Here is a 24,730-nt window from a genome sequence, read left to right as displayed (position 1 = left end):
GGTCCCTGGGGAAAGCCCAGGGCTGGGTTGTGGCGTGGGGCTTGACGCTGCGGTTATCCTGGGCTGCCATGCCCCTCATCCTCGTCGTCGACGATCAACCCAGCAATATCCACGCGCTCTACCAACTGCTGGTGGATGAATGCGAAGTGTCCATGGCCACCGGCGGCGCCGAGGCGCTGGCCTATTGCGCCCAGCAACTCCCCGATCTCATCCTGCTCGACGTGCTGATGCCCGACATGAGCGGTTACGAGGTCTGTGACCGCCTGAAGGCCGATCCGCGCACGCGCGGCATCCCCATCATCTTCGTCACCGTTCAGGGCAGCGCCGACGACGAGGCCGAGGGCTTCGCCCACGGCGCTGTCGACTACATCCCCAAGCCCTTCGTCGACGTCGTCGTGAAGGCGCGCGTGCGGACTCAGCTCGCGCTCAAGCTGGCCTCGGAGAGCTTTGCGCGCTCGCAGATCGAGCTCTTCCAGCGCGACAAGCTGGCCTCTGTCGGCCGCACCATCGCTGGTATCGCCCAAGAGCTGAGTTCGCCGCTGGGCAACGCGTTGATCTCGGCTTGCACGCTGCAGGACGACCTGGCCCAGTTGCGCGGCCTGTCACAGGCCGGCAACATCAAGCGCAGCGACCTCGACAAGCACCTGCGCGTCAGCGAGGAGAGCGTTGGCCTGGTGCTGTCCAACCTGCAGCGCACGCTGTCCATCGTGGATTCCTTCCTGCAGTCCACGGCCGACAACTTTGGCGACCAGCGCCGCAGCTTCTCGTTGCTGGAACTGGTGCAGGAGGTCGTCGCTAGCCTGGCGCCGGTGCAGGAGACCCACCAGGTGCGCTGCGTGCTCGACGTCGGGGATGACCTGCACCTGCTGAGCTTCCGCGGCGCATTGGCCAAGGTGCTGACGACGCTGATCTTGAACGCCGTCAAGCATGCCTACCGTGAGGCCGGTGGCGAGGTGCACCTGCGCGTGCGGCCCCTGGGGGCCGACCAGCTCGTCATCACCGTGCAGGACCACGGCGTCGGCATTCCGGCGGGCATGCTGGGCCGCGTCTTCGACCCTTTCTTCTCGACGCGTTTCGGCCTCAATCGCAGTGAGCCGGGCCTCTATATCGTCCGCAACCTCGTCACCTTCGCGCTGGGGGGACAGATCCAGGTCGAGTCCACGCCCGGCGTCGGCACGACGGTGAGACTGACGCTGCCGATGATCTCGCCCGAGGCGCGGCGCTCCGCGGGATAGGCGATGCGGGCTTTGCGGCCACGATGGGCGCTGCTGGGCGGCCTGCTCCTGGTGCTGGCGCTCGGGCTGGTCATTTCACTCCTGCAGAAGTCGTCCGGCCAGGACGAGCGCAACCCCATCGTCATCGGCATGCTGCACGCGCTCAGCGGCCCGATGGCGAAGAGCGAGGCGCCGCTGGTGGCGGCCGTCAAGATGGCGGTGGAGGAGCTCAACGCCGGTGGCGGTCTGCTCGGCCGGCGCGTGGAGCTGAAGATCGAGGATTCGCGCTCCGACCCCCGTGTCGCGGCCGCCGCCGCCGAGCGCCTCATCGGCTCGGACCGTGTGGTGGCCCTCTTCGGCTGCTGGTCTTCGACCTGCCGGTTGGCCGTGAAGCCGGTCGTCGAAACCCACCGCCACCTGTTCTTCTATCCGGCCGCCCACGAGGGCATGGAGCAGTCCGCCCACATCGTGTACACCGGCCCGACGCCCAACCAGCAGGCGCTGCCGGCGACGGACTGGGCCATGCGCAGCTTTGGCAGGCGGGTCTACCTGGTCGGCACGGACGGTCTCTACCAGCGCCGCCTGGGGGCGGTGCTGCGTGATTTCGTCCAGTTGGGCGAAGGCCAACTGCTGGGCGAGCGCTATGTGCCGCTGGGTGCGAGCGACATGGGGGAGGTCGTGGCCGACCTGCGCCAGCTCCGGCCCGATGTCGTCCTCAGCGCGATCAGCGGCGACAGCAACCAGGCCTTCTTCGACGCCCTCGTCGCGGCCGGCCTGGGTGATCTACCCTTGTTGTCCCTCGGCGCCGCGGAGCCCGAGATGAAGGCCTTCGATGGCGGGCGGCTGGCCCGGCATTTCAGCGCCTGGAGCTATCTGCAGGCCCAGCCCGGGCCGGCCAACGAGGTCTTTCTGGCGCGGTTGCGGCGCAGCCAGGGCGAGGCCACCCAGGCCAGTGACCCGGCGGTGTCGGCCTATGTCGCCGTGCAGCTCTGGGCCGCAGCGGTGCGAGAGCTCGGCAGCCCGCAGACCGATGCCGTCAACACCAACGTGCTGCACCAGTCCGTGGTCGGGCCACAGGGCTCGGCGGCGGTGGACAGCCGCAGTCGTCACCTGTGGCGTCAGTTGCGCATCGCGCAGGTCAAGCCCGACGGCCGGCTCGACGAGGTCTTGGTCCTGCCGCGCTACATCAGGCCCGAGCCGTGGCCGACCTTCCGCTCCACCGAGCACTGGGTGACCGAGATGGTCCGGATCGAGGTGCAACATTGAGCGCCGCAGCGGCACCGACCGCCATCGAGTCGCCAGGGCCGGCCTGGCGCGTCGGGCCTGCGCTGTTGCTGGGCTTGGTGCTGCTGTCCATCCTGCCGCTGGGGGTGGTGGGGCTGTGGCAGCTCGTGAACTTCGAGCAGCGCTTGCGCGAGACCGTGACCGAGGGGCTGATCGTCCTGTCGCGCAAGAAGGTCTACGAGATCAACGAGTACCTCAACGAGGTCCAGATCGATGGCCGTCTCGTCGCGCAGGCCAGCGATGCCAGCGAGCTGCTGGCGCAGCGTGCTGATGCCGCGGCGAGCCGTGTCCCCGCGGCCAGTCGGGCCTTCTTCGAACGGCTCTACGACACCGGCAAATACCTCAACCTGATGCTGGTCCAGCCCGATGGCCGCATCAGCTTCGCGATGAAAGCGCCGACGACGCCGGGGCCGATGCGCCTGGACGCCAGCGACTTCGAGGGCAGCGAGTTGTTTGCGGCCCACCGCCGCGCGATCGGCCAGCTGGATGCGCAGCTGACGTCCGTGCAGCGCCTGCGCGGCGAGGAGGGGCAGACCCTCTTCTTCGTCCACCCGGTGGTGGTCAACGACCGGGTGCTCGGCAGCGTCGTGCTGCAGCTCGGCCTCGAGCGGCTGCTGCGCGTTGCGACCGAGCGTTCGGGTCTGGCGCTGGCCGGCGAGACGGTGCTGGTGCGGCGCGACGGTGACAAGGCCGCCTTCATCAACGACCTCCGGCGCGCACCGAGCCAGAGCCTGACGGGTTCCATCGACCTCGCGGCGCCCGACGCGCCGCCCGCGCTGCGGGCCCTGCGCGGCGAGAGCGGCAGCGGGCTGATGCGGGACTACGCGGGCGTTGAGGTCATCTCGTCTTGGCGCCATCTGCCTGCGCTGGACTGGGGCATCACCGTCAACCTGGACGCGGCCGAGGCCTTTGCGCCGGCGCATGCGCTTCGCGATCGCCTGTTCGTTGCCTTCGGTCTGGCCTTGCTGCTGGCGCCGGCGCTGGGGCTGCTTCTGAGGCGTCGCATCGTCGAGCCGGTGGAGATGCTCAACGCAGCCGTCGCCCGCATCGCCGGCGGCAAGCTGGACGAGCGCGCGCCGGTCTGCGGCTTCCGCGAGTTCCGCGAGCTGGCGCGAGGTTTCAACCACATGACCGAGCAGTTGGTCGTCGAGCGGCAGCTGCTGGAGGCGCGCGTGGAGCAGCGCACACGTGCGCTGAATGACAGCGAACAGCGCTTCCGCGGCGTCTTCGAACGGGCCCAGGTCGGCATCGCGCTGTGCGACGCGCAGGGCACCATCCTCGACGTGAACCAGGCGCTGACAGCCATGCTCTGCCGCGAGGCCGGCGAACTGCATGGCGCCAAGCTCGCCGACCTGCCCGACTTCCGCGCGGGGCGCGTGCTTGGCGGTGAGCTGAGCAGGCTGGCCGGCGGGCGGATGGAGCATGTGCGCTTCGAACGCGGCTTCGCACTGCCTGGCGGCGGCGAGCTGTTCGTCGACGCCAGCGCGAGCGCCATCCGCGACCGGCGGGGCCGCCTCGTCAACGTCGTGCAGATGCTTATCGACGTGACCGAGCGGCACCGCGCGGAGGTGGAGCTCGTGCGTGCGCGCGTCGCAGCCGAGGCGGCCAGCCAGGCCAAGAGCGACTTCCTGGCCAACATGAGCCACGAGATCCGCACACCGATGAACGGCGCGCTGGGCATGCTCAACCTGCTGATGCGCACCGAGCTGTCGCCGCGTCAGCATGACTACGCCAGCAAGGCCCGCACGGCGGCCCAGGCGCTGCTGGCCGTCATCAACGACGTGCTGGACTTCTCCAAGGTCGAGGCCGGCAAGATGGAGCTGGACCCGCACCGTTTCGAGCTCAGCGACTTCATGCGGGAGCTGGCCGTCATCCTGTCGGCCAACGTCGGCGCCAAGGACATCGAGGTGCTGTTCCGCCTCGACCCACACCTGCCGCCGGCCCTGGTCGGCGATGCGATGCGGTTGCGCCAGGTGCTGCTCAACCTGGCCGGCAATGCGCTCAAGTTCACCGAGCGGGGCGAGGTGGTGCTGGGCCTGAAGCTGCTGGGCGAGGAGGGCGGCCGGGCGCGGCTGCGCTTCGAGGTCAGCGACACCGGCATTGGCATTGCGCCCGACAAGCTGGAGCACATCTTCGAGGGCTTCAGCCAGGCTGAGCAGAGCACCTCGCGGCGCTACGGCGGCACCGGGCTGGGCCTGGCGATCAGCCGCCGCCTGGTCTCGCTGATGGGCGGCGAGTTGCGGGTGGACAGCCACGTCGGCGAGGGCAGCCGTTTCCATTTCGAGCTGTCGATGGAGAGTGCACCGGCCGGTGGCGACGAGGCCGACCCGGCCCAATGCGGCCTCAAGGTCCTCATCGTCGATGACAACCCCATGGCCCGCGAGGTGCTGCAAGGCATCGGCGCCAGCCTGGGCTGGGACTGCGACCTGGCGGCCAGCGGCGAGCAGGCGCTGGACCTGGTGCACGAGGCGGCCGAGCGGGGCGAGCCCCGTTACCAGCTCATCCTGATGGACTGGCGCATGCCGGGGCTGGACGGCTGGGAAACCGCGCGCCGCATCCGCGACAGCCACGAGTCGGATGCGCCGGTCATCATCATGGTCACGGCCCATGGCCGCGAGTTGCTGGCGGAGCGAAGCGAGCAGGACATGCAGAGCCTGGGCGGCTACCTCGTCAAGCCGGTCACGGCGTCGATGCTGTACGACGCCGTTGCCGAGGCCACCGGTGGGCAGCCCCTGCAGCCGCAGCGCGATGCGTCCGAGGAACAGCGCCTGGCGGGCATGCGGTTGCTTATCGTCGAGGACAACGCCTTCAACCAGCAGGTCGCCCAGGAGCTGCTGGAAGGCGAGGGCGCGGTGGTCACGCTGGCCAGTGGCGGGGTGGAAGGCGTGCACCTCGCCCTCGTGGCCGAGCCGGCCTACGACGCCATCCTGATGGATGTGCAAATGCCCGACATCGACGGCTTCGAGGCGACGCAGCGCATCCTCGCGCGTCGGCCGGACAGCCTCGTCATCGCCATGACGGCCAATGCGATGGAGGCCGACCGCCAGGCGTGCCTGGCCGCCGGCATGCGCGACCATGTCGCCAAGCCGGTGGATCTGGCGCAACTGGTTGCCTGCCTTTGCCGCTACGTCGGACCCGTCTCGCCGGCGACCCCCGCCAGCTGTGCCCTGCTGGAGCCCGAAGCGGCGCTGCGGCGGCTCGGCGGGCGACAGGCGTTGTACGACCGTCTGGTGAAGTCATTCGGCCAGGATGGGCCGGCGGAGATGGAAGCCCTGGACCGGCATCTGCGGCAGCAGGCCCGCAACGATGCCCTGCGCACGCTGCACACCTTGCGCGGCTTGGCCGGCGTCGTCGGTGCCAGCGCGTTGGCCGCCGAGGCGGGGCGGCAAGAGCAGGCGCTGCGTGACGGTGCCGCGGGGGAGGCCCTGGATCTGGCAGCCCTGCGTGCGCTGCTGGGCGAGAGCCTGGCCGCGCTGGCGGCGCTCACCGCGGCCGCACCGCCTGCGCCCGTCGGCCCGGCCGCGCCGTCCGGCGTCGGCGGCGACCCGCTCGCGGCCCTGCGCCGGATGCGTCAGCTGCTGATGGAGCGCAACATGCGCTCGGTCGCCGTCAGCGAACAGTTGGCGGCCGCCTATGCGGACGAGCTCGGCCCGGAGGTGGCGTCGCTCGCGGCCGCAGTCGCGCGGCTGGATTTCGCCAAGGCGCTGAAGGCCTGCGACCAGTTGCTGGATCGTCTCAATCCGCGCTGAGCTGTTCACGGGAACGACCTCGCGGGCAAAACCCGTTCCCACGTGCCGGACGGGGGTTGGTGGGAGTACAATGAGAATCATTCTCATCAAACCGACTGCCTGTCGATCTGCCCATGTTCGAGCCGCTGTCCTCCAGCCTCGCCGCCGCCCCTGCCGGACAGGCGCTGACCGTCGAGCAGGTGCGTGCCCCCCAGCATTCGCCGGAGTGGGCCGCCTGGCTGGCCGACCTGGGTTTCATGCCGGGAGAGGCCGTGCGCGTGCTGCGCCGCGGCGCCCTGCGCACGAGCAACCTGGTCGTGCGCGTCGGGCAGTCGACGTTTGCGCTGCGCCACGCCGAAGCCGATTGCATCGCCGTGACGACGCGCCGTCATGACTGAGGCGGTCGTCCACGTCCATCGCGGCGGCAAGCTCGTCGCCCTCGTCGGCAACCCGAACTGCGGCAAGACGGCTCTTTTCAATGGCTTGACCGGGAGCCACCAGAAGGTGGCCAACTACGCTGGCGTCACTGTCGAGCGCAAGGAAGGGCGCCTTGTCACGACCGCGGGCAAGACGCTGCGCCTGCTGGACCTTCCCGGCACCTACAGCCTGCATCCGCGCTCGCCCGACGAGCGCGTCACCTGCGACGTGCTGGCCGGACGGGCCAAGGGCGAGAAGCGGCCCGACCTCGTCGTCTGTGTGCTGGACGCGACCAACCTGCGCCGCAACCTGCGCCTGCTGCTGGCCGTGCGCCGCATGGGCATGCCCGTGGTGGTGGCCCTGAACATGGCCGACCTGGCTGCCCGCCGCGGCCTCAAGATCGATGTTGCGGCGCTGGGCGCGCAACTGGGCCTGCCCGTCGTGCGCACCGTCGCCATCCACAAGGAAGGCCTGGACGAGCTGCGTGCGCTGCTCGACAGGCCCGAGGTGTGGGAAGGTGCGCCCATCGCCGCCGGGCAGCCCGACGACGACCACGCCGTTGTCAAGACCTGGCTGCGCGCGCTGGACCTCGACCATGAACTGCCCACCCTGCCCAGCGACCGCGTGGACCGCGTGCTTCTGCACCCGGTGGCCGGCTCAGTCATCCTGGCGGTGCTGCTCTTCCTGCTCTTCCAGGCCGTGTTCTCCTGGGCCGAGAAGCCCATGGCGATGATCGAGGCCAGCATGGCCTGGCTGGGCGAACAGGTGGGCAACTTCATTCCGCCCGGCTGGTTCCACAGCCTCATCGTCGACGGGGTCATCGCCGGTGCCGGCGGCGTGCTGGTCTTCCTGCCGCAGATTCTGATCCTGTTCTTCTTCATCCTCGTGCTGGAGGAGTCGGGCTACCTGCCGCGCGCCGCGCTGCTGCTGGATCGGCTGATGGGCAGCGTGGGCCTGTCCGGCCGCAGCTTCATCCCGCTGCTGTCGAGCTTCGCCTGCGCCATCCCGGGCATCATGGCCACGCGCTCCATCGCCAACCCGCGCGACCGCATCGTCACCATCATGATCGCGCCGCTGATGACCTGCTCGGCGCGGCTGCCGGTCTATGCCTTGCTGATCGGCGCCTTCGTGCCGCAGCGCACGGTGGCCGGCCTGGAGCTCCAGGGCCTGGTGCTGTTCGGCCTGTACCTGGCCGGCATCGTGGGGGCGCTCGCCATCGCCTGGGTGCTGAAACGCTTCACCAGCGCGGGCCGACTCGTCCGGCCGCTGATGATGGAGCTGCCGAACTACCACTGGCCGCACCCCCGGTCCATCGCTGTCGGCCTGTGGCAGCGCGCGATGATCTTCATCAAGCGCGTGGGCGGCATCATCCTGGTGCTGACGCTCTTGCTGTGGCTGCTGGCCAGCTTCCCGGCGCCGCCCGAGGGTGCGACGGGCGCACCCATCCAGTACAGCGTTGCCGGCTGGCTGGGCGCGGGCCTGGCGAAGATCTTCGAACCTATCGGTTTCAACTGGCAGATCAGCCTGGCGCTGGTGCCGGGGCTGGCGGCGCGCGAGGTGGCCATCAGTGCGCTGGGCACCGTCTATGCGCTGTCCGCCACCGGTGACGAAGCCGCGCAGGCTCTGGCGCCGCTGATCGCCCAGAGCTGGAGCCTGGCGACGGCGCTGTCCCTGCTGGCCTGGTATGTGTTCGCGCCGCAGTGCATCGCGACGCTGGCCGCCGTGAAGCGCGAGACCGGCGGGTACCGGCTGCCGCTGATCATGCTGGCCTATCTGTTCGGGCTGGCCTACCTGGCCTCGTTCATCACGTACCGTGTGGCGCTGATGCTCGGTGCCGGCTGAGGCTCAGGGCGGTGTCGGCCGCGTCGGCACGCCGGCGCTGCAGACGTCGACGTGGCCCGGGCTGTGCACGAACCAGCCGCCGCGATAGCGCCGGGCGTCCAGCAACCGGGTCCAGGTGGCCGACTCGGTCTTCAGCACCTGCAGCGCCGGCCGCTCGGCCGCCGGCACTTCGGCCAGCAGGCGCACGCGCAGGATGCCGGTGCGCTGCTCGGGCTTGTCGTAGAAGCCCAGGGCAGCGCTGCCACGGGGCAGCGCGGACAGCAGCTCCATGCCCTTGATGACGCGGCCGACCACAGTGATGTTCAGGTCCAGGCCGCGCGGCGCATGGCCGATCACGACGTAGAGCTCGGTGCCGTTGCTGGAGTCGACGGCGTCGCTGCGGCCGGCACCGACCATGCCGTAGCAATGTGCCAGCCAGGCCTTGCCGGCCTTGGGATCGGCGGCGACGGGAAAGCCATCCGCGAACCCGGTACGCGGCGCCCAGCCGTCCACGTCGGGCAGCTTGGCGAAGCGGGCGGCCTTGCCCACGCGGTCCAGCGGCACCGAGAACTCGGCCGGCAGCTTGGCCGCCGCGCCCGCGGGCAGCGGCCTGGCCTTGGCGGCGTCCTCGCCGTCGGGGTCACCCCACTGGGTGACGAAGTTGTCCTGCACGCGCACGATTGCCAGGCCGTCCCAGTAGCCGCCCCGGGCGAGCGCGCGGATGTTGGCCGCATGGGCCGGCGCGAAGCGGGGTGCCAGCTCGATGAGGACCTGGCCCGAAGCGAGCTCCATGAGCAGCGTGTTGTCGGGATCCAGTGCGCGCCAGTCGCCGGCAGGCGATGAGGTCAGGATCTCCGCGGCGGTCTTCTTCTTGGCGGGGGGCTTGGCGGGCGCGGCCGCGGCGGCGCTGCACATCAGGCCGGCCAGGGCCAGAACGAGGGCGGTGTGTTTCATGGGCGCGGAGCTTAACGGCTGCCCCGGCGCGCGGGCCGCCTACAGCTGGGCCAGGCCCTTCCAGAGCATGTAGGCCGCGAGTGCGAACAGCAGGCCCGCAAACACCTTCTTCAGCTGACCCACGTCCATCGCGTGTGCCGCGCGGGCGCCCAGCGGCGCCATCGTCACGCTGGCCACGGCGATCACCGCCAGTGCCGGCAGGTAGAGATAGCCCAGGGCACCCGGCAGGGCCGGCGCCAGCCCCCAGCCGCCGACGACGTAGCCCAGCGTGTTCGCGACGGCGATCGGGAAGCCGAGGGCGGCGCTGGTCGCGACGGCCAAGTGCACCGGGATGTTGCACCAGACCATGAAGGGCACGCTGACGAAGCCGCCGCCGGCACCCACCAGGCCCGACAGCAGACCGATGCCGGCGCCGGCGCCGAGCTGGCCAGCCGTGCCGGGCATCTGGCGACTGGGCGCAGGGCGCCTGTTGCGCAGCATCTGCCAGCCCGAGAAGCTGACGAAGGCCGCGAACACGAGGGCCAGCCAGGCGCCCTTGATCAGCGCGAACAGGCCCGCGCCGGCCATCAGGCCGCCGAGCAGGATCCCCGGGGCGAGGCCCCGGACGAGGTCCCAGCGCACGGCACCGCGCTTGTGGTGGGCGCGCACACTGGACAGCGACGTGAACATGATGGTCGCCATCGAGGTCGCGATGGCCATCTTGACCGCCAGCCCGGCCTCGACGCCGCGCTGGCCCAGGATGAGAGTCAGGAAGGGCACCATCAGCATGCCGCCGCCGATGCCCAGCAGGCCGGCCAGGAAGCCTGCCCCGAGTCCGAGCGCCAGCAGCTCGATGACGAGAGGGGCCGTCACGTCGAATGCAGCCGCTTCAGCACCGCCCGCCATTCGTCTGGCGTGACCGGCGTGATCGACAGCCGGCTGCCCCGCTCCAGCACGCGCATAGAGGCCAGCTCGGGAGCCTCACGCATCTCCTTCAGGCTCAGCAGCCGCGTCGTCTCGCGCCAGCGCACGTCGACGTGCACCCAGCGTGGCGCCTCGGGTTTGGACTTGGCGTCGTGGTAGGGGCTGGTCGGGTCGAACTGCGTCGCGTCGGGATAGGCCGCGCTGCAGACCTCGGCGAGACCCGCGATGCCGGGCTCCGGACAGGACGAGTGATAGAAGAGCACACCGTCGCCGAGCTGCATGTCATCGCGCATGAAGTTGCGCGCCTGGTAGTTGCGCACGCCGGTCCAGGGCAGGGTGCCGGCCCGTTGCAGGTCGAGGATGGAGGCCTCGTCGGGCTCGGACTTCATCAGCCAGTAGCGCATTGCTCCTCCGCAGGGACAAGACGTCGTGCCTGCCCCAGCGGAACCCGAGGCACTGGCTTTGCCAGACCGCCGAGTTCAACCCCTGGCGGGGGCCGGCGAAGCCGGTAGGGGGGCTCGTGAAAAGAGGTGTCCACCGCGATCCGGGGGCCGAGATCCTGAACACCCAGGGGTAATCAGGTGGGCGAGGTCAGCCGGACTTCGGGTTCATCTGACGCGAGACGATCACGCCCGTCCGGAATTTTCCAAGCCCTTGCTCATAGAGCATCGGATGAAGGAAATAAAAGCCCGTCGGTGCGGTGGACGGGGGTGATTCTAGAACCTGCAAAGGTGGCTAGGATGCGGCGCCGAAAAGAGATGAGCTTCAGGGAGGGTTTCATGAATCAGGCGGACTTCGTGCACATGGTGCGCGTGAGCGAGCAGGCCAGTGCGCAGGACAGCCGCGCCTACCGCCGCGGCGTCGCCGCTTTCGCAGCCCTGGGCTACGTCTGGGTGCTGGGCTGCCTGGCGCTGGCGACCGCTCTGGTGGCCTGGTTGCTGCCGCAGTTGCTGCATGGGCGCTTTCGCATCGGGCTGCTGTGGGGCCTGCTGGGAGCCCTGGGCCTGCTGTGGGCGAGCCTGCGGGCACTGTGGGTGCGCCTGGATGCCCCCGACGGCATGCCCCTCACGGCGCGCGAGGCCCCGGTGCTGTTTGAGGCCCTGGAGCGCATCCGCAAGAAGATCCACGGGCCGCCCATCCATGCCGTCTACCTGGACGCCGAGTTCAATGCCAGCATCCGGCAGACGCCGCGTTGGGGGCTGCTGGGCGGTGCGGTGAACACGCTGACTGTTGGCCTGCCGCTGCTGATGGCGCTGGACAAGCCGCGCCTGTACGCCGTGCTGGCGCACGAATACGGGCATCTGCGTGGCAATCATGGGCGCTTTGCCGCGTGGATCTACCGCACGCGGCAGTCGTGGCTGCGCCTGCACGACAGCATGCGCAACGACTCCGGCATGGCCGCGGCCGCCACGCAGGCCTTCCTCAACTGGTACTTTCCGCGCTTCGCGGCCAAGACCTTCGCGCTGGCACGCCAGGACGAGTACGAAGCCGACCGCATCGCTGGCCGCCTGGTGGGTCACGAGGCGGCAGCGGCGGCGTTGGTGGAGATCGAGGTGCGGGGCGCCTGGCTCCAGCAGCAATTCTGGGGTGACCACTGGCGCGGCGCGGCCGAGGCGGCGCTGCCCGTCGGGCCATTCAAGGTGATGCGCGCGCAATTGCTGCAGCCGCCCGAGCCCGGCTTTGCGGGCGAGGCCCTGCGTCAGGCCCTGGCGCGCGTCAGCGACCTGGACGATACCCACCCCAGCCTGCGTGACCGCGTGGCCTCGCTGGGTGCCCAGGCGGTGCTGCCGGAGTGGTCACGACGTGGTGCGCTGTCGCTGCTCGGCGAAGGGACGGAACGCTGGATTGCGCATTTCGATCGCCAATGGTGCAAGGACAACGCCGGAGACTGGAAACAGCAGCACGCTTGGCTGGTTCGCGTGCGCGAGCGGCTGCAGGCGCTGGCGGCTGCGCGGGCGACCGGCAATGCCAATGACCTCGTCGAGGAGGCCAGGCTGCGCCGCTGCCTCGATCGCCATGCGGACGTGCGTCCGCTGTACGAGCTCGCGCTGCAGCGCAGCGCGGAGCACCCGGGCGCGCTGCTGGGGCTGGCGGCGACGCTGACCCAGGGTGACCGCGTGGCCCGGCTGCAGGTGCTGCAACGCCTGTGGGATGCGGGTGGCGACCACCGCTGGTGGGCCGCTCGCCAGGCCGTCGATGAACTGGAGACGCCGCGTGCGGGCCTGGTGCATGACGCCGCCGCGCTCAAGCTCTGGCGCGAGCGGGCCCGGCAGGCGGAGGCGGGGGAGGAGCGGGCCTGGGAGGAGCTGCGCCAGACACCGTACTTCGGCCAGATCACGCGGCACGATCTGTCCGCGTTCGAGCTGGGAGAGGTGCAGGCGGAGCTGGCACGTTGCAAGCCCGTCGCGCGCTGCTGGCTCGTGAGCAAGACCCTGCGCGAGTTCCCGCGCCGCCGGGCCTACCTCGTCTTCGTCGAGCTGCCGGGCATGGCGGACGAGGACCGCTTTGCGCTGTGCCGTTGGCTGGAGGGCAACCTCAGCCTGCCGGGGCCGGCGCTTGCGCTCTGGGCGGGGGAGTCGCCGACGCTGGACGAGATCCGCCGTGGCGCCTTCGAGCCCATCCACCCGCGCATGCAGGCGTAGGCCGGGCGCCTAGAGCAACTGTCCGTCGTGTTCCAGCGCCTCGTCCAGCCTCTTGACGAGGGCATCCAGCTCGGGCCCCGAGGCCGCCGAAGGAGCCGCGCGCGGCGCTGCCTCCCGGGGCGTCTCGGCGAGCTGGTAGGCGAGGTTGAGCGCCGCCAGCACGGCGATGCGCTCGCGTGCCTTCACCTTGCCGGCGTCTCGGATGGCGCTCATCTCGCGGTCCACCTGCGCCACGGCCGCGGTCAACGCGGCCTCGCCGCCGTCGGGGCAGCCAAGCAGATAGCTCTGGCCCATGATGGTCACTTCCATCTGCTTCATGGCTGCTCCTCCTTCGGGGTCTCGGCGGGCAGGCGCTCCAGCAGCGCGTCGACGCGCGCGCGCGCCGCGTTCAGGCGAGAGCGCAGGCTGTCGCGCTCCTGCGTGATGGCGGTCAGCTGCACCTGCAGCAGCAGGTTTGTGCGCAGGATTTCGTCGTGGCGAAGGAGCAGGCGCTCCACGCGGTCGGTCAGGTCGGTCAGGCTGGCCATGGATGGGCGGGTGTCAGGCGGCTGCTGATTTTAGGTGGCGACCGTAGTCGCATTCGTCGACCACGGCGCAAACGTTGCATAACGGCTTGCGCGCCTGGCAGACATAGCGGCCGTGAAGGATCAGCCAGTGGTGGGCATCCACACTGTAGGCCGGCGGTATGCGCTTGAGCAGGCCCAGCTCCACGGCCAGCGGCGTCTTGCCAGGGGCCAGGCCCGTGCGATTGCTGACGCGGAAGATGTGGGTGTCCACGGCCATGGTCGGTTCGCCGAAGGCGACGTTGAGTACCACGTTGGCCGTTTTGCGGCCCACCCCGGGCAGGGCCTCCAGCGCCTCGCGCGTGCGCGGCACCTCGCCGCCGTGCAGGTCGACGAGCATGCGGCAGGTCTGCAGCAGGTGCTTGGCCTTGCTGCGGTACAGGCCGATGGTCTTGATGTGGGACTCGAGCCCCTCCACCCCCAGCGCCAGGATGCCGGCCGGCGTGTTGGCCTGGGCGAACAGGCGCCGGGTGGCCTTGTTGACGCCGACGTCAGTGGCCTGCGCGGACAGCAGCACGGCCGTCAGCAGCTCGAAGACGCTGGCGAACTCCAGTTCGGTCTGCGGCGCCGGGTTGGCAGCCTTCAGCGTGGCGAAGAAGCGTTCGACTTGGGCGGCGTTCATGCCGGTCATTGTCGGCCGGCTTCGGCAGCGCTCAGCCGCGCTTGGCGCGGGCGCGCGCCAGCGCCGCCTCGATGACGGCGCGCTTGCGGTCCAGTTGCGCCGGATCCGTGATGACCGATGCCGCCGGCAGGTCGGCCAGCTTGGCCTCAGCCTTGGCCATCAGGCGCGCCTCGTTCTCCTCGGCCTCGCGATGGCGGCGGAACTGGCGGAAGGCGTAGCGCTCGCGGGCCTCGGCGGCTTGCGGCTGGCTCCAGGCGGCCCAGCCGGTGGCCGCGGTCACCTCGGGCATGGAGATGCAGTCCACCGGGCAGGCCGGCACGCAGAGTTCACACCCGGTGCACTGGGCGGCCACAACGACGTGCATGGCCTTCGGCGCTCCGACGATGCAGTCGGCCGGGCAGGCCTTGATGCACAACGTGCAGCCGATGCACCAGGCTTCGTCGATGACGGCCACACCGCGGGTGGCCTCGACGCCGTTGTTGGGGTTCAGCGGCAGAGCCGGGCGGCCGGTGAGGGCGGCCAGCCGGCGCACGCCCTCGGCGCCGCCGGGCGGGCACTGGTTGATGTCGGCATCACCCGCGCTGATCGCGTCGGCGTAGGCGCGGCAATCCGGGTAACCGCAGCGGGTGCACTGGGTCTGCGGCAGCGCGGCGTCGATCAGCTCTGCGAGGTTCACGCCTGGCGTCGCGTGCGCTTGGCGGCCAGCTTGGCGGCCGGCTTGGCGATCGGCTTGGCGACCGTGACCTTGGCGGTCTGCTTCAGCGGTGCGGCTTCGTACTTGGCGATGAAGTCGCGCACCTCGGGGTAGACCTTCTCGCGCCAGCGACGGCCCGAGAAGATGCCGTAGTGCCCCGCTCCGATGGCGTCGTAATGGAACTGGTGCTGCTTGGGCACGCCGGAGCAGAGGTCGTGGGCGGCCCGGGTTTGGCCGGCGCCGGAGATGTCGTCCAGCTCACCCTCGACGGTCAGCAGTGCCGTGGTCTTGATGTCCTGGGGCCGGACGTACTGGCCATCCACTTGCCAGGTGCCGTTGACCAGTGCGAAGTCCTGAAAGACAGTCTTGATGGTGTCGAGGTAGTACTCGGCCGGCATGTCCAGCACGGCGTTGTACTCGTCGTAGAAGCGGCGGTGGGCCTCGGCGCCCTCGTCGTCGCCGCGCACCAGATCCAGGAAGTAGTCGTAGTGCGAGGTGAGGTGGCGGTCCGGGTTCATGGCGACGAAACCGGTGTGCTGCAGGAAGCCCGGGTAGACCTCGCGGCCGGCGCCGGGGAAGTTGGTCGGCACGCGATAGATGACGTTGTTCTCGAACCAGCTGAAGCTGCGGTTCATGGCCAGGTTGTTGACGGCAGTCGGGCTCTTGCGGGCGTCGATGGGGCCGCCCATCATGGTCATGCTGCGCGGCGTGGCCTCGCCGACCGACGCCATCAGCGAGATGGCCGCCAGCACCGGCACGGTGGGCTGGCAGACGGAAATGACGTGGCAGTCGGCGCCGCCGACATGGCGGATGAACTCCTGGACGTAGCGGATGTAGTCGTCCAGGTGGAAGGGACCGACCTCCAGCGGCACCATGCGGGCGTCGGTCCAGTCGGTGATGTAGACCTTGTGCGACTTCAGCAACTGCTTGACGGTTTCACGCAGCAAGGTCGCGTGGTGCCCGGACAGCGGCGCGACGACCAGCACGGTGGGCTGGTCCTTCATCTTGGCCAGCACCTTCAGGTCGTCCGTGTAGCGCTTGAAGCGCAGCAGGCGGCAGAAGGGCTTCTCCAGCGGCACCAGTTCCTGCACGGCGACGTCCACGCCGTCGACCTCGACCGAGCGGATGTCGAACTCGGGCTTCTCGTAGTCCTTGGCCAGGCGGTGTGCCAGGTCCAGCCCGGCCGAGAGGCGCTGGGCCATCGGCGTGTGCGCGAAGGGCGACAGCGGGTGGCTGTAGAGCTTGGCCGACGCCGCCGCGAACTCGGAGAAAGGGCTGAGTAGGGCGCGCTGGGTTTCGAAGAGCTGATACAGCATGACCGGCCTTGAATCTGGGAGCGGGGAAGCGTCAATGGTGCCAGAAAACGCTTTCGCCGTTGTGCGGTGCAGCATCAGGATCGGCGGCCAAACCGCCAATCCTTCGCACTCCGTGAGGGCTTCAGCCCTTCATGACGGCCGCCATCGCGGCGGCCACTACGGGCAGGTTGCCTTCGTTCAGCGCCGCGACGCAGATGCGCCCCGAGTCCACGCCGTAGACGCCGAATTCGTTGCGCAGGCGCTGCATCTGGGCGGCGGACAGACCGGAATAGCTGAACATGCCCAGCTGCTCGGTGACGAAGGACAGGTCCTGGGTCACGCCGGCCGACTTCAGCGCCGCAACCAGGGCCGAGCGCATGGCCTTGATGCGCACGCGCATGCCGGCCAGTTCCTCTTCCCACAGACCCCGCAGCGCGTCGTCGGACAGCACCTGGGCGACGACCTGGGCGCCGTGCGTGGGTGGGTTGGAATAGTTGGTGCGGATCATGATCTTCAGCTGCGACAGCACGCGGGCGGCCTCGTCATCGCCGGTGCAGACCACGCTCAGCGCGCCGACACGCTCGCCGTACAGCGAGAAGCTCTTGGAGAAGCTGGTGGACACGAAGAAGCCCACGCCGGCGGCCATGAACTGGCGCACCGCCTCGCCGTCCTCCTTCAGGCCGAAGCCGAAGCCCTGGTAGGCCATGTCCAGGAAGGGCGTCAGGTGCTTGGCCTTGGCGGCGGCCACGACCTGGGCCCATTGCTCGGCGCTGATGTCGTAGCCGGTGGGGTTGTGGCAGCAGGCGTGCAGCACGACGACGGTGCCGGCGGGGGCTGCGTTCAGCGCGGCCAGCATGCCGTCGAAGTTGATGCCCTTTTTGGCTGCGTCGTAGTAGGGGTAGGTCTCGACCGTGAAGCCGGCCTGCGTGAACAGCGCGCGGTGGTTTTCCCAGCTCGGGTCGGAGATCAGCACCTTGGCGCCGGGGCTGAGGTGCTTGAGGAAGTCGGCGCCGATCTTCAGCGCACCGGTGCCGCCCAGCGCCTGCACGGTGGCGACGTGCTTGAGTTCGCTGCCGAACACCAGCTTCTGCACGGCCTTGTCGTAGGCGGCGATGCCATCGATGGGCAGGTAGCCGCGCGGCTTGAGCGTGGCGGCCATGGCGGCCTCGGCCTGCTGCACGCATTTCAGCAGCGGCAGCTTGCCGTTCTCGTCGTAGTAGACGCCGACGCCGAGGTTGACCTTGCCGGCGCGGGTGTCGGCATTGAACTGCTCGTTCAGACCGAGGATGGGATCACGGGGGGCAAGGGCGACATCGGCAAAAAGCGACTGGGACATGACGGGTTTCCTGAAAGGACGTTGGCAGCAGGGGAGGGCTTGAAGATCGGGGGTCTGCGCTAACCTGCCTGGTTTCGCAGCGCAGCAATTTTGCCCGTGAACCCAGGGAAGTCCCCATGCAAGAAGCCTTGAACGCCATGCCCGGCCCCGAAAGCGACTCGGAGGAACGCAAGGGCGAATTCGTCAGCTTCGAAGGCTCGCCGTTTCAGCTGTTCCAGCCTTTCCCGCCGGCGGGGGATCAGCCGGCCGCAATCGCGCAACTGGTGGAGGGCATCAACGATGGCCTGAGCTACCAGACACTGCTGGGCGTCACCGGCTCGGGGAAGACGTTCACGATGGCCAACGTCATCGCCCGACTCGGTCGGCCAGCTATCGTCTTTGCACCCAACAAGACGCTGGCGGCCCAGCTCTACAGCGAGTTCCGGGACTTCTTTCCCAAGAATGCGGTCGAGTACTTCGTCAGCTACTACGACTACTACCAGCCCGAGGCCTATGTGCCGCAGCGCGACCTGTTCATCGAGAAGGACAGCGCCATCAACGAGCACATCGAGCAGCTGCGCCTGTCCTGCACCAAAAGCCTGCTGGAGCGGCGCGACGTGGTCATCGTCGCGTCCGTGTCGGCCATCTACGGCATCGGCAACCCCAGCGACTACCACCAGATGGTGATGACGCTGCGCGTGGGTGACAAGATGGGGCAGCGCGACGTGATCGCCCAGCTGATCCGCATGCAGTACACGCGCAACGAGATGGAGTTCACCCGCGGCCACTTTCGCGTGCGCGGTGACACCATCGACGTGTTCCCGGCCGAGCATTCCGAGCTGGCACTGCGCATCGAGCTGTTCGACGACGAGATTGAGGGGCTGGCACTGTTCGACCCGCTGACCGGTCAGATTCGCCAGAAGATCCCGCGCTTCACCGTGTACCCCAGCAGCCATTACGTGACGCCGCGCGAACGCGTGCTGGCAGCCATCGACACGATCAAGGAGGAGCTGCGCGAGCGCGTAGGCTTCTTCGTCAAGGAGGGCAAGCTCGTCGAGGCGCAGCGCATCGAGCAGCGCACGCGCTTTGACCTGGAGATGCTGCAGGAGGTGGGCCATTGCAAGGGCATCGAGAACTACACCCGCCACCTGTCCGGCTCAGAGCCGGGCGACCCGCCGCCCACGCTGGTGGAGTACGGGTTTCGCCTGCCGTCCGCGCTGGACAACCGGCCGTTGAAGTTTGCCGAGTTCGAACGCAAGATGCGCCAGGCCGTTTTCGTGTCGGCCACGCCGGCGCAGTACGAGCAGGACAACGCCGGCCAGGTGGTCGAGCAGGTGGTACGGCCCACGGGCCTGGTGGACCCCCTTGTCGAGGTGCGCCCCGCCACGCACCAGGTCGATGACGTGCTGCAGGAGATTCGCCTGCGCGTGGAGGCCGGTGAGCGCGTGCTGATCACGACGCTGACCAAACGCATGGCCGAGCAGCTCACCGACTACCTCAGCGACAACGGCGTCAAGGTGCGCTATCTGCACTCCGACGTGGACACTGTCGAGCGCGTCGAGATCCTGCGCGACCTGCGCCTGGGTGCCTTCGACGTGCTGGTTGGCATCAACCTGCTGCGTGAAGGACTGGACATCCCCGAGGTGTCGCTGGTGGCCATCCTGGACGCCGACAAGGAAGGCTTCCTGCGGGCCGAGCGCAGCCTGATCCAGACCATCGGCCGGGCCGCGCGCAACTTGAACGGCAAGGCGATCCTGTATGCAGACCGCATCACCGAGTCCATGCGCAAGGCCATCAGCGAGACCGAGCGCCGTCGCGCCAAGCAGATGGCGTTCAATGAGGAACACGGCATCACCCCGCGCAGCGTGCAAAAGCGCATCAAGGACCTGATCGACGGCGTCTATTCCGAGGAGGCCGGCCGCGACGACGCGAAGTTGCTGGCGGCGGCCAAGGTCGAGGACCTGTCGGAGAAGGATCTGGCCAAACGCATGGCGCAGCTCGAAAAGCAGATGCTGGAACATGCCCGAAATCTCGAATTCGAGCAGGCCGCCCGCCTGCGCGACCAACTGGCGCAATTGCGCGAACAGGCCTTCGGTGCCCTGGTGCACGACAACATCGTGCCGCTAGAAAGTGCGCGCAAGCCAGGCACCGCGCGCTGACGCTGCTGCGCTGCAGCAAGAAACCCCTTGGCGGCTGTGGCTACCGAGGGGGATCCCGGAGTGCCGGCAGTAGTCGAGTAAAATCATCGGAAATGATTCGCTCGGCTATTGTCTGAGCTCCTCGGGTTAACCCGAATTCATTGCCTCGGACGACATCCGCCCGGGCGTCTCGCAAAGGAGTTTGTATGCGTCTCACCACCAAAGGCCGGTTTGCAGTCACCGCGATGTTGGACCTGGCGCTGCGCGAGAATACAGGCCCGGTGGCCCTGGCTGCCATCAGCCAGCGGCAGCAGATTTCGCTGTCCTACCTGGAGCAGCTGTTCGGCAAGCTGCGCCGCCATGAGCTGGTGGAGAGCACCCGCGGCCCAGGCGGCGGCTATTCGCTCGGCCGCAAGGCGGAGGACATTACCGTCGCCGACATCATCGTCGCCGTGGACGAGGCGCTGGACGCCACCGGCTGCGGCGGCAAGGAAAACTGCATGGGCGAGGACAGCGGCCGCTGCATCACCCATGAACTCTGGACCAACCTGAACGCCAAGATGATCGAGTACCTCGATTCCGTCTCGCTGCGCAAGCTCGCCGACGAGCAACTGGCCAAGGGCTTCGAGGTGGAGGCCGCACCGGTCAAGCGCGCGATTTCCAGCCAGCCGGTCCTCAAGCCTATCCGCGTGACGGCGCCGAACTCGGTGTTCGCCCTGGGCGGCGCGTTCAGCAAGTAAGAAGAAACAAAAGTAGCCGTTCCATGGACATGACCCCGCACTTCCCGATCTACCTCGACTACGGCGCCACGACGCCGTGCGATCCCCGCGTGGTGGACGCGATGATTCCCTGGCTGCGCGAGCACTTCGGCAATCCGGCGTCGCGCAGCCACGCCTGGGGCTGGGAGGCGGAAGAGGCGGTCGAGAAGGCCCGCGTCCAGGTGGCCGAGCTGATCGGCGCCGACCCGCGCGAGATCGTCTGGACCTCGGGCGCCACGGAGTCCAACAACCTCGCGCTCAAGGGCGCCGCGCAGTTCTACAAGACCCGTGGCAAGCACCTGATCACGGTGAAGACCGAGCACAAGGCCGTGCTGGACACCATGCGCGAGCTGGAGCGCCAGGGCTTTGACGTGACCTACCTCGACGTGCTGGAGAACGGCCTGGTCGACCTGGACGCCTTCAAGGCCGCCTTGCGCCCGGACACGATCCTGGCCTCGGTCATGTACGTGAACAACGAGATTGGCGTGATCCAGGACGTCGTTGCGCTGGGCAACCTGTGCCGCGAGCGCGGCATCATCTTCCACGTCGACGCGGCCCAGGCGACCGGCAAGGTCGCCATCGACCTGTCCAAGCTGCCCATCGACCTGTTGAGCCTGGCCTCGCACAAGACCTATGGCCCCAAGGGCATCGGTGCGCTGTACGTGCGCCGCAAGCCGCGTGTGCGTCTGGAAGCGCAGATGCACGGTGGCGGCCATGAGCGAGGCATGCGCTCGGGCACGCTGCCTGTGCACCAGATCGTCGGAATGGGCGAGGCCTTCCGCATCGCCCGCGAGGAGATGGGCGCGGAGAGCGAACGCATCCGTGCACTGCACAACCGCCTGGTGCAGGGCCTGTCCGGCATCGAGCAGACCTTCATCAACGGCGACCTGGAACAGCGGGTCCCGCACAACCTGAACATCTCGTTCAACTACGTTGAGGGTGAGTCGCTGATCATGGGCGTGAAGGGCCTGGCGGTGTCGTCCGGTTCGGCCTGCACCTCGGCCAGCCTGGAGCCCAGCTACGTGTTGCGCGCGCTGGGCCGCAGCGATGAGCTGGCACACAGCTCGCTGCGCATGACCATCGGTCGCTTCACGACCGAGGAAGAGATTGACTATGCGATCAGCGTGCTGACCGACCGCGTCGCCAAGCTGCGCGAGCTGTCCCCGCTGTGGGACATGTACAAGGATGGCATCGACCTGTCGACCATCCAGTGGGCGGCGCACTGATCGCGAACTAGGAGAACACCATGGCATACAGCGAAAAGGTCGTCGACCACTACGAGAACCCCCGCAACGTCGGCAACTTCGACAAGGGCGACGAGGATGTCGGTACCGGCATGGTCGGGGCCCCGGCCTGCGGCGACGTGATGAAGCTGCAGATCAAGGTCAACCCGGCGACCGGCCTGATCGAGGACGCCAAGTTCAAGACCTATGGCTGCGGCTCGGCCATCGCCTCCAGCTCCCTCGTCACCGAATGGGTCAAGGGCAAGAGCCTGGACGAGGCGCTGACCATCAAGAACACGCAGATCGCCGAAGAGCTGGCCCTGCCGCCGGTCAAGATCCACTGTTCCATCCTGGCCGAAGACGCCATCAAGGCGGCCGTGGACGACTACCGCGCCAAGCACACGAACTGATATGTCGGTGACCCTGACCGAGGCCGCTGCCCGCCACGTCAAGCGCTACATCGCCAAGCGTGGCAAGGGCATTGGCGTGCGCCTGGGCGTCAAGACCACCGGCTGCTCGGGCTTGGCCTACAAGCTGGAGTACGCCGACGAGGCCGCGCCCGAGGACGTCGTGTTCGAGGGGCACGAGGTCAAGATCCTCATCGACCCCAAGAGCCTGCCCTATCTCGACGGCACCGAGCTGGATTTCGTCCGCGAGGGCCTGAACGAAGGCTTCAAGTTCCGCAACCCACGCGAGAAGGACCGCTGCGGCTGCGGCGAATCCTTCCGTGTCTGATCGGCGCCGACGTTTTGCTGAGCGCGGCACCGGCCGCGCTTTTTGCTTTTTCACCTTGCCATGCGCCTGACCGACAACGACTTCCAGCTTTTCGGCCTGCCTGAGACGCAGGCACAGGTGCGCGCCGACATTGACGCACGCTGGAAGTTGCTGCAGGCCGAGGTCCACCCCGACCGGTTCGCGTCGGAAGGCGCCGCAGCACAGCGCGTGGCCATGCAGTGGGCCATGCGCGTCAACGAGGCCTACCAGCGCCTGCGCAATCCGCTGGCCCGCGCCGCCTATCTGTGCGAGCTGCGCGGTGCGCCGGTGCAGGCCGAGAACAACACCGCCATGCCGCCGGCCTTCCTGATGCAACAGATGGAATGGCGCGAGGCGCTGGACGAGGCCGCCGACGAGGCGGCGCTCGAGGCGCTGGATGACGACGCGGCCAGCGCCGAAGCCGCCGCGCTGGAGCAGGCCCGGCGCCTGCTTGACGAGGCGGGCGACGCGCCCGCCGCCGCTTCCCAGGTCCGTGCGCTGATGTTCATCCAGCGCTTTCGGGCTGACATCGACAAGCGCCTCGCGGCGCTGGACGCCTAATGGCCCTTCTACAGATTTCCGAACCCGGCGCCTCGCCCGACCCGCACCAGCGCCGCATCGCCGTCGGTATTGACCTCGGCACGACGCACTCCCTGGTTGCTGCCGTGCGCCATGGGGTGGCCGAATGCCTGCCCGACGAGCAGGGTCGCGTGATCCTGCCGTCCGCCGTGCGCTACCTGCCGGAAGGCCGTCGCCAGATCGGTGCCGATGCGTTCGCGGCCCAGGCGGAGGACCCCGAGAACACCATCGTCTCGGTCAAGCGCTTCATGGGGCGCAGCGTTGCCGACGTGGGCGACCGTGAGCATCTGCCCTACCGGTTCGAGGACCGCCCCGGCATGCTCGCCATCGCGACCCGCGATGGCGTCAAGAGCCCGGTGGAGGTGTCGGCCGAGATCCTCGCCACGCTGCGTTTTCGCGCCGAAGACAGCTTCGTGGACGACCTGTTCGGTGCCGTCATCACGGTGCCGGCCTATTTTGACGATGCCCAGCGCCAGGCCACCAAGGACGCCGCCGAGCTGGCCGGCATCCAGGTGCTGCGCCTGATCAACGAGCCGACAGCCGCGGCCATCGCCTACGGCCTGGACAACGCCGCCGAAGGCCTCTACGCCGTCTATGACCTGGGCGGCGGCACCTTCGACATTTCGCTGCTGCGCCTGACGCGCGGCGTGTTCGAGGTGGTGGCGACAGGCGGCGATGCGGCACTGGGCGGCGACGATTTCGACCGTGCGCTGGCGGATTGGGCGCTGGCCGGCCGGACCCTGGTGTCGGCCCACGACAAGCGCGCCATCCTCATCGCGGCGCGTGCCGCCAAGGAAGCGCTGTCTGGGGCTGACTCCACCGAGCTCGTGGCCGTGCTGGACGCGGGGGAGCTGCGAGTGACCATCACGCAGGCCCAGTTCGAAGCGCTGGCTCAGCCCTTGATCGCCAAGACCCTGTCGTCCGTGAAGCGCGTGCTGCGCGACGCCAAGGTCAAGGCGGCCGACGTGCAGGGCGCGGTCATGGTCGGAGGCTCCACCCGCATGCCGGTCGTGCGCCGGGCCGTCGGGGAGCTGTTCGGGCGCGAGGTGCTGACCAATCTCAATCCCGACGAGGTCGTCGCGCTGGGCGCGGCCGTGCAGGCCAACCAGCTCGCCGGCAATGCGGCCGATGGCGAGATCCTGCTGCTCGACGTGATCCCGCTGTCGCTGGGACTGGAGACCATGGGCGGACTGGTTGAGCGCATCATCGAACGCAATGCCACCATCCCCGTCGCCAAGGCCCAGGACTTCACGACCTTCAAGGACGGCCAGACGGCCCTGGCGCTGCACGTGGTGCAGGGCGAGCGCGAGCTGGTCAGTGAATGCCGTTCGCTGGCGCGTTTCGAGCTGCGGGGCATCCCGCCCATGGCCGCCGGGGCCGCGCGCATCCGCGTCAGCTTCCAGGTCGATGCCGATGGCCTGCTCAGCGTGTCGGCCCACGAGTTGACCTCGGGCGTCGAGGCGTCCATCGCCGTCAAGCCCAGCTACGGGTTGTCGGACGACCAGATTGCCGGCATGTTGAAGGACGGCTTCGCCAGTGCCGACGCCGACATGGCCGCACGCAAGCTGCGCGAGGCGCGTGTCGAGGCTGAGCGCATGGTGCTTGCCACGCGCAGCGCGCTGTCCGCCGATGGCGACCTGCTGCCCGCGGCCGAGCGCGAAGCGCTGGAAGCCCGTCTGTCGGTCCTGGCCGCCATGACCGACGACGCCGATGCCATCGAAGCCGCCACCAAGGCGCTGGCCGAGGCGACCGAAGGCTTTGCCGCCGAACGCATGAACCGCAGCATCGCCCGCGCGCTGACCGGCCGCGATGTCAGCCAGCTCTGAG

The 24,730-nt window shown here is 68.7% G+C and carries 22 protein-coding genes; 13 read left to right on the top strand and 9 right to left on the bottom strand.

The annotated features are described in order from the left end of the window. Positions 1 to 68 precede the first annotated feature (68 nt). The 5 genes from VGF12_RS20265 to feoB all read left to right on the top strand — a co-directional run bounded on the left by VGF12_RS20265 (position 69) and on the right by feoB (position 8,485). On the top strand, positions 69 to 1,235 hold the full coding sequence (locus VGF12_RS20265; protein WP_331177857.1) for a hybrid sensor histidine kinase/response regulator: 1,167 nt from the start codon (positions 69 to 71) through the stop codon (positions 1,233 to 1,235). Positions 1,236 to 1,238: 3 nt separating this feature from the next. Then, positions 1,239 to 2,480: an urea ABC transporter substrate-binding protein gene (locus tag VGF12_RS20260; protein ID WP_331177856.1), complete on the top strand. Its 1,242-nt coding sequence runs from the start codon at positions 1,239 to 1,241 to the stop codon at positions 2,478 to 2,480. Then, the gene (locus tag VGF12_RS20255; protein WP_331177855.1) at positions 2,477 to 6,247 is read left to right on the top strand and encodes a hybrid sensor histidine kinase/response regulator; all 3,771 of its coding nucleotides are present in this window, start codon (positions 2,477 to 2,479) and stop codon (positions 6,245 to 6,247) included. Before VGF12_RS20260 ends, VGF12_RS20255 begins: the two co-directional genes overlap by 4 nt. Positions 6,248 to 6,360: 113 nt before the next feature. Then, positions 6,361 to 6,624 carry a FeoA family protein gene (locus VGF12_RS20250; RefSeq protein WP_331177854.1) on the top strand — a complete coding sequence of 88 codons (264 nt, stop codon included), beginning with the start codon at positions 6,361 to 6,363 and terminating at the stop codon, positions 6,622 to 6,624. After that, the gene (gene feoB, locus VGF12_RS20245; protein ID WP_331177853.1) at positions 6,617 to 8,485 is read left to right on the top strand and encodes a ferrous iron transporter B; all 1,869 of its coding nucleotides are present in this window, start codon (positions 6,617 to 6,619) and stop codon (positions 8,483 to 8,485) included. The genes VGF12_RS20250 and feoB overlap by 8 nt, the downstream gene beginning before the upstream one ends. 3 nt (positions 8,486 to 8,488) lie before the next feature. Here feoB and VGF12_RS20240 read toward each other — a convergent pair whose 3' ends face one another. The 3 genes from VGF12_RS20240 to VGF12_RS20230 are packed head-to-tail and all read right to left on the bottom strand — an operon-like array spanning position 8,489 to position 10,725. Next, positions 8,489 to 9,418 carry a peptidylprolyl isomerase gene (locus tag VGF12_RS20240; protein ID WP_331177852.1) on the bottom strand — a complete coding sequence of 310 codons (930 nt, stop codon included), beginning with the start codon at positions 9,416 to 9,418 and terminating at the stop codon, positions 8,489 to 8,491. 39 nt (positions 9,419 to 9,457) lie between these two features. Beyond that, positions 9,458 to 10,303, bottom strand: coding sequence for a sulfite exporter TauE/SafE family protein (locus tag VGF12_RS20235; RefSeq protein WP_331177851.1), 846 nt, complete (start codon positions 10,301 to 10,303; stop codon positions 9,458 to 9,460). Further along, positions 10,267 to 10,725 (bottom strand): EVE domain-containing protein, encoded by a 459-nt coding sequence (locus VGF12_RS20230; RefSeq protein WP_331177850.1) that lies wholly within the window; start codon positions 10,723 to 10,725, stop codon positions 10,267 to 10,269. Before VGF12_RS20230 ends, VGF12_RS20235 begins: the two co-directional genes overlap by 37 nt. Positions 10,726 to 11,100: 375 nt before the next feature. On the opposite strand from VGF12_RS20230, the gene VGF12_RS20225 reads away from it, so the two are divergent. Then, entirely contained in the window at positions 11,101 to 12,963 is a 1,863-nt protein-coding gene (locus tag VGF12_RS20225; RefSeq protein WP_331177849.1) for a M48 family metallopeptidase, read from the top strand. Positions 12,964 to 12,972: 9 nt separating this feature from the next. Here VGF12_RS20225 and VGF12_RS20220 read toward each other — a convergent pair whose 3' ends face one another. The 6 genes from VGF12_RS20220 to VGF12_RS20195 form a co-directional block, all read right to left on the bottom strand. Next, positions 12,973 to 13,281, bottom strand: a complete 309-nt coding sequence (locus VGF12_RS20220) for a cell division protein ZapA (protein WP_331177848.1) — start codon at positions 13,279 to 13,281, stop codon at positions 12,973 to 12,975. After that, entirely contained in the window at positions 13,278 to 13,490 is a 213-nt protein-coding gene (locus tag VGF12_RS20215; RefSeq protein ID WP_331177847.1) for a DUF904 domain-containing protein, read from the bottom strand. Before VGF12_RS20215 ends, VGF12_RS20220 begins: the two co-directional genes overlap by 4 nt. A gap of 13 nt (positions 13,491 to 13,503) precedes the next feature. Continuing rightward, positions 13,504 to 14,148, bottom strand: coding sequence for an endonuclease III (gene nth, locus VGF12_RS20210; RefSeq protein WP_331177846.1), 645 nt, complete (start codon positions 14,146 to 14,148; stop codon positions 13,504 to 13,506). A 31-nt stretch (positions 14,149 to 14,179) separates the two neighbouring features. Further along, the gene (gene rsxB / locus VGF12_RS20205; protein ID WP_331177845.1) at positions 14,180 to 14,824 is read right to left on the bottom strand and encodes an electron transport complex subunit RsxB; all 645 of its coding nucleotides are present in this window, start codon (positions 14,822 to 14,824) and stop codon (positions 14,180 to 14,182) included. Continuing rightward, positions 14,821 to 16,158: a polyhydroxyalkanoate depolymerase gene (locus VGF12_RS20200; protein WP_331177844.1), complete on the bottom strand. Its 1,338-nt coding sequence runs from the start codon at positions 16,156 to 16,158 to the stop codon at positions 14,821 to 14,823. Before VGF12_RS20200 ends, rsxB begins: the two co-directional genes overlap by 4 nt. 121 nt (positions 16,159 to 16,279) lie before the next feature. After that, positions 16,280 to 17,473: an amino acid aminotransferase gene (locus VGF12_RS20195; RefSeq protein ID WP_331177843.1), complete on the bottom strand. Its 1,194-nt coding sequence runs from the start codon at positions 17,471 to 17,473 to the stop codon at positions 16,280 to 16,282. 137 nt (positions 17,474 to 17,610) lie between these two features. On the opposite strand from VGF12_RS20195, the gene VGF12_RS20190 reads away from it, so the two are divergent. The 7 genes from VGF12_RS20190 to hscA all read left to right on the top strand — a co-directional run bounded on the left by VGF12_RS20190 (position 17,611) and on the right by hscA (position 24,729). Further along, entirely contained in the window at positions 17,611 to 19,611 is a 2,001-nt protein-coding gene (locus tag VGF12_RS20190) for an excinuclease ABC subunit UvrB (RefSeq protein ID WP_414710159.1), read from the top strand. Positions 19,612 to 19,796: 185 nt separating this feature from the next. Beyond that, a complete protein-coding gene (gene iscR / locus VGF12_RS20185; RefSeq protein WP_025563988.1) occupies positions 19,797 to 20,330 on the top strand; it encodes a Fe-S cluster assembly transcriptional regulator IscR in 534 nt (177 codons plus the stop codon). Positions 20,331 to 20,353: 23 nt separating this feature from the next. Further along, a complete protein-coding gene (locus VGF12_RS20180) occupies positions 20,354 to 21,574 on the top strand; it encodes an IscS subfamily cysteine desulfurase (protein WP_331177841.1) in 1,221 nt (406 codons plus the stop codon). 20 nt (positions 21,575 to 21,594) lie between these two features. Beyond that, the gene (iscU, locus tag VGF12_RS20175; RefSeq protein WP_331177840.1) at positions 21,595 to 21,981 is read left to right on the top strand and encodes a Fe-S cluster assembly scaffold IscU; all 387 of its coding nucleotides are present in this window, start codon (positions 21,595 to 21,597) and stop codon (positions 21,979 to 21,981) included. A 1-nt stretch (position 21,982) separates the two neighbouring features. After that, on the top strand, positions 21,983 to 22,306 hold the full coding sequence (gene iscA, locus VGF12_RS20170) for an iron-sulfur cluster assembly protein IscA (RefSeq protein WP_233373042.1): 324 nt from the start codon (positions 21,983 to 21,985) through the stop codon (positions 22,304 to 22,306). 60 nt (positions 22,307 to 22,366) lie between these two features. After that, a complete protein-coding gene (gene hscB / locus VGF12_RS20165; RefSeq protein ID WP_331177839.1) occupies positions 22,367 to 22,885 on the top strand; it encodes a Fe-S protein assembly co-chaperone HscB in 519 nt (172 codons plus the stop codon). Next, positions 22,885 to 24,729, top strand: coding sequence for a Fe-S protein assembly chaperone HscA (hscA, locus tag VGF12_RS20160; protein ID WP_331177838.1), 1,845 nt, complete (start codon positions 22,885 to 22,887; stop codon positions 24,727 to 24,729). The genes hscB and hscA overlap by 1 nt, the downstream gene beginning before the upstream one ends. Position 24,730: the final 1 nt, after the last annotated feature.

The sequence above is a fragment of the Roseateles sp. genome (assembly GCF_036404855.1).
Taxonomy (GTDB): domain Bacteria; phylum Pseudomonadota; class Gammaproteobacteria; order Burkholderiales; family Burkholderiaceae_C; genus Pelomonas.
The sequence above is the reverse complement of the archived record's forward strand: the minus strand, read 5'-3'. Positions and strand labels throughout refer to the sequence as shown.

Coding starts and splice junctions, on each gene's coding strand:
- nth (WP_331177846.1), bottom strand. CDS start 14,148: ATGAACGCCGCCCAAGTCGAACGCTTCTTCGCCACGCTGAAGGCTGCC.
- VGF12_RS20235 (WP_331177851.1), bottom strand. CDS start 10,303: ATGGCGGGCGGTGCTGAAGCGGCTGCATTCGACGTGACGGCCCCTCTC.
- VGF12_RS20215 (WP_331177847.1), bottom strand. CDS start 13,490: ATGGCCAGCCTGACCGACCTGACCGACCGCGTGGAGCGCCTGCTCCTT.
- iscA (WP_233373042.1), top strand. CDS start 21,983: ATGTCGGTGACCCTGACCGAGGCCGCTGCCCGCCACGTCAAGCGCTAC.
- VGF12_RS20220 (WP_331177848.1), bottom strand. CDS start 13,281: ATGAAGCAGATGGAAGTGACCATCATGGGCCAGAGCTATCTGCTTGGC.
- VGF12_RS20200 (WP_331177844.1), bottom strand. CDS start 16,158: ATGCTGTATCAGCTCTTCGAAACCCAGCGCGCCCTACTCAGCCCTTTC.
- VGF12_RS20195 (WP_331177843.1), bottom strand. CDS start 17,473: ATGTCCCAGTCGCTTTTTGCCGATGTCGCCCTTGCCCCCCGTGATCCC.
- iscU (WP_331177840.1), top strand. CDS start 21,595: ATGGCATACAGCGAAAAGGTCGTCGACCACTACGAGAACCCCCGCAAC.
- VGF12_RS20265 (WP_331177857.1), top strand. CDS start 69: ATGCCCCTCATCCTCGTCGTCGACGATCAACCCAGCAATATCCACGCG.
- feoB (WP_331177853.1), top strand. CDS start 6,617: ATGACTGAGGCGGTCGTCCACGTCCATCGCGGCGGCAAGCTCGTCGCC.
- hscB (WP_331177839.1), top strand. CDS start 22,367: ATGCGCCTGACCGACAACGACTTCCAGCTTTTCGGCCTGCCTGAGACG.
- VGF12_RS20230 (WP_331177850.1), bottom strand. CDS start 10,725: ATGCGCTACTGGCTGATGAAGTCCGAGCCCGACGAGGCCTCCATCCTC.
- hscA (WP_331177838.1), top strand. CDS start 22,885: ATGGCCCTTCTACAGATTTCCGAACCCGGCGCCTCGCCCGACCCGCAC.
- VGF12_RS20240 (WP_331177852.1), bottom strand. CDS start 9,418: ATGAAACACACCGCCCTCGTTCTGGCCCTGGCCGGCCTGATGTGCAGC.
- iscR (WP_025563988.1), top strand. CDS start 19,797: ATGCGTCTCACCACCAAAGGCCGGTTTGCAGTCACCGCGATGTTGGAC.
- VGF12_RS20180 (WP_331177841.1), top strand. CDS start 20,354: ATGGACATGACCCCGCACTTCCCGATCTACCTCGACTACGGCGCCACG.
- VGF12_RS20225 (WP_331177849.1), top strand. CDS start 11,101: ATGAATCAGGCGGACTTCGTGCACATGGTGCGCGTGAGCGAGCAGGCC.
- VGF12_RS20190 (WP_414710159.1), top strand. CDS start 17,611: ATGCCCGGCCCCGAAAGCGACTCGGAGGAACGCAAGGGCGAATTCGTC.
- VGF12_RS20260 (WP_331177856.1), top strand. CDS start 1,239: ATGCGGGCTTTGCGGCCACGATGGGCGCTGCTGGGCGGCCTGCTCCTG.
- VGF12_RS20250 (WP_331177854.1), top strand. CDS start 6,361: ATGTTCGAGCCGCTGTCCTCCAGCCTCGCCGCCGCCCCTGCCGGACAG.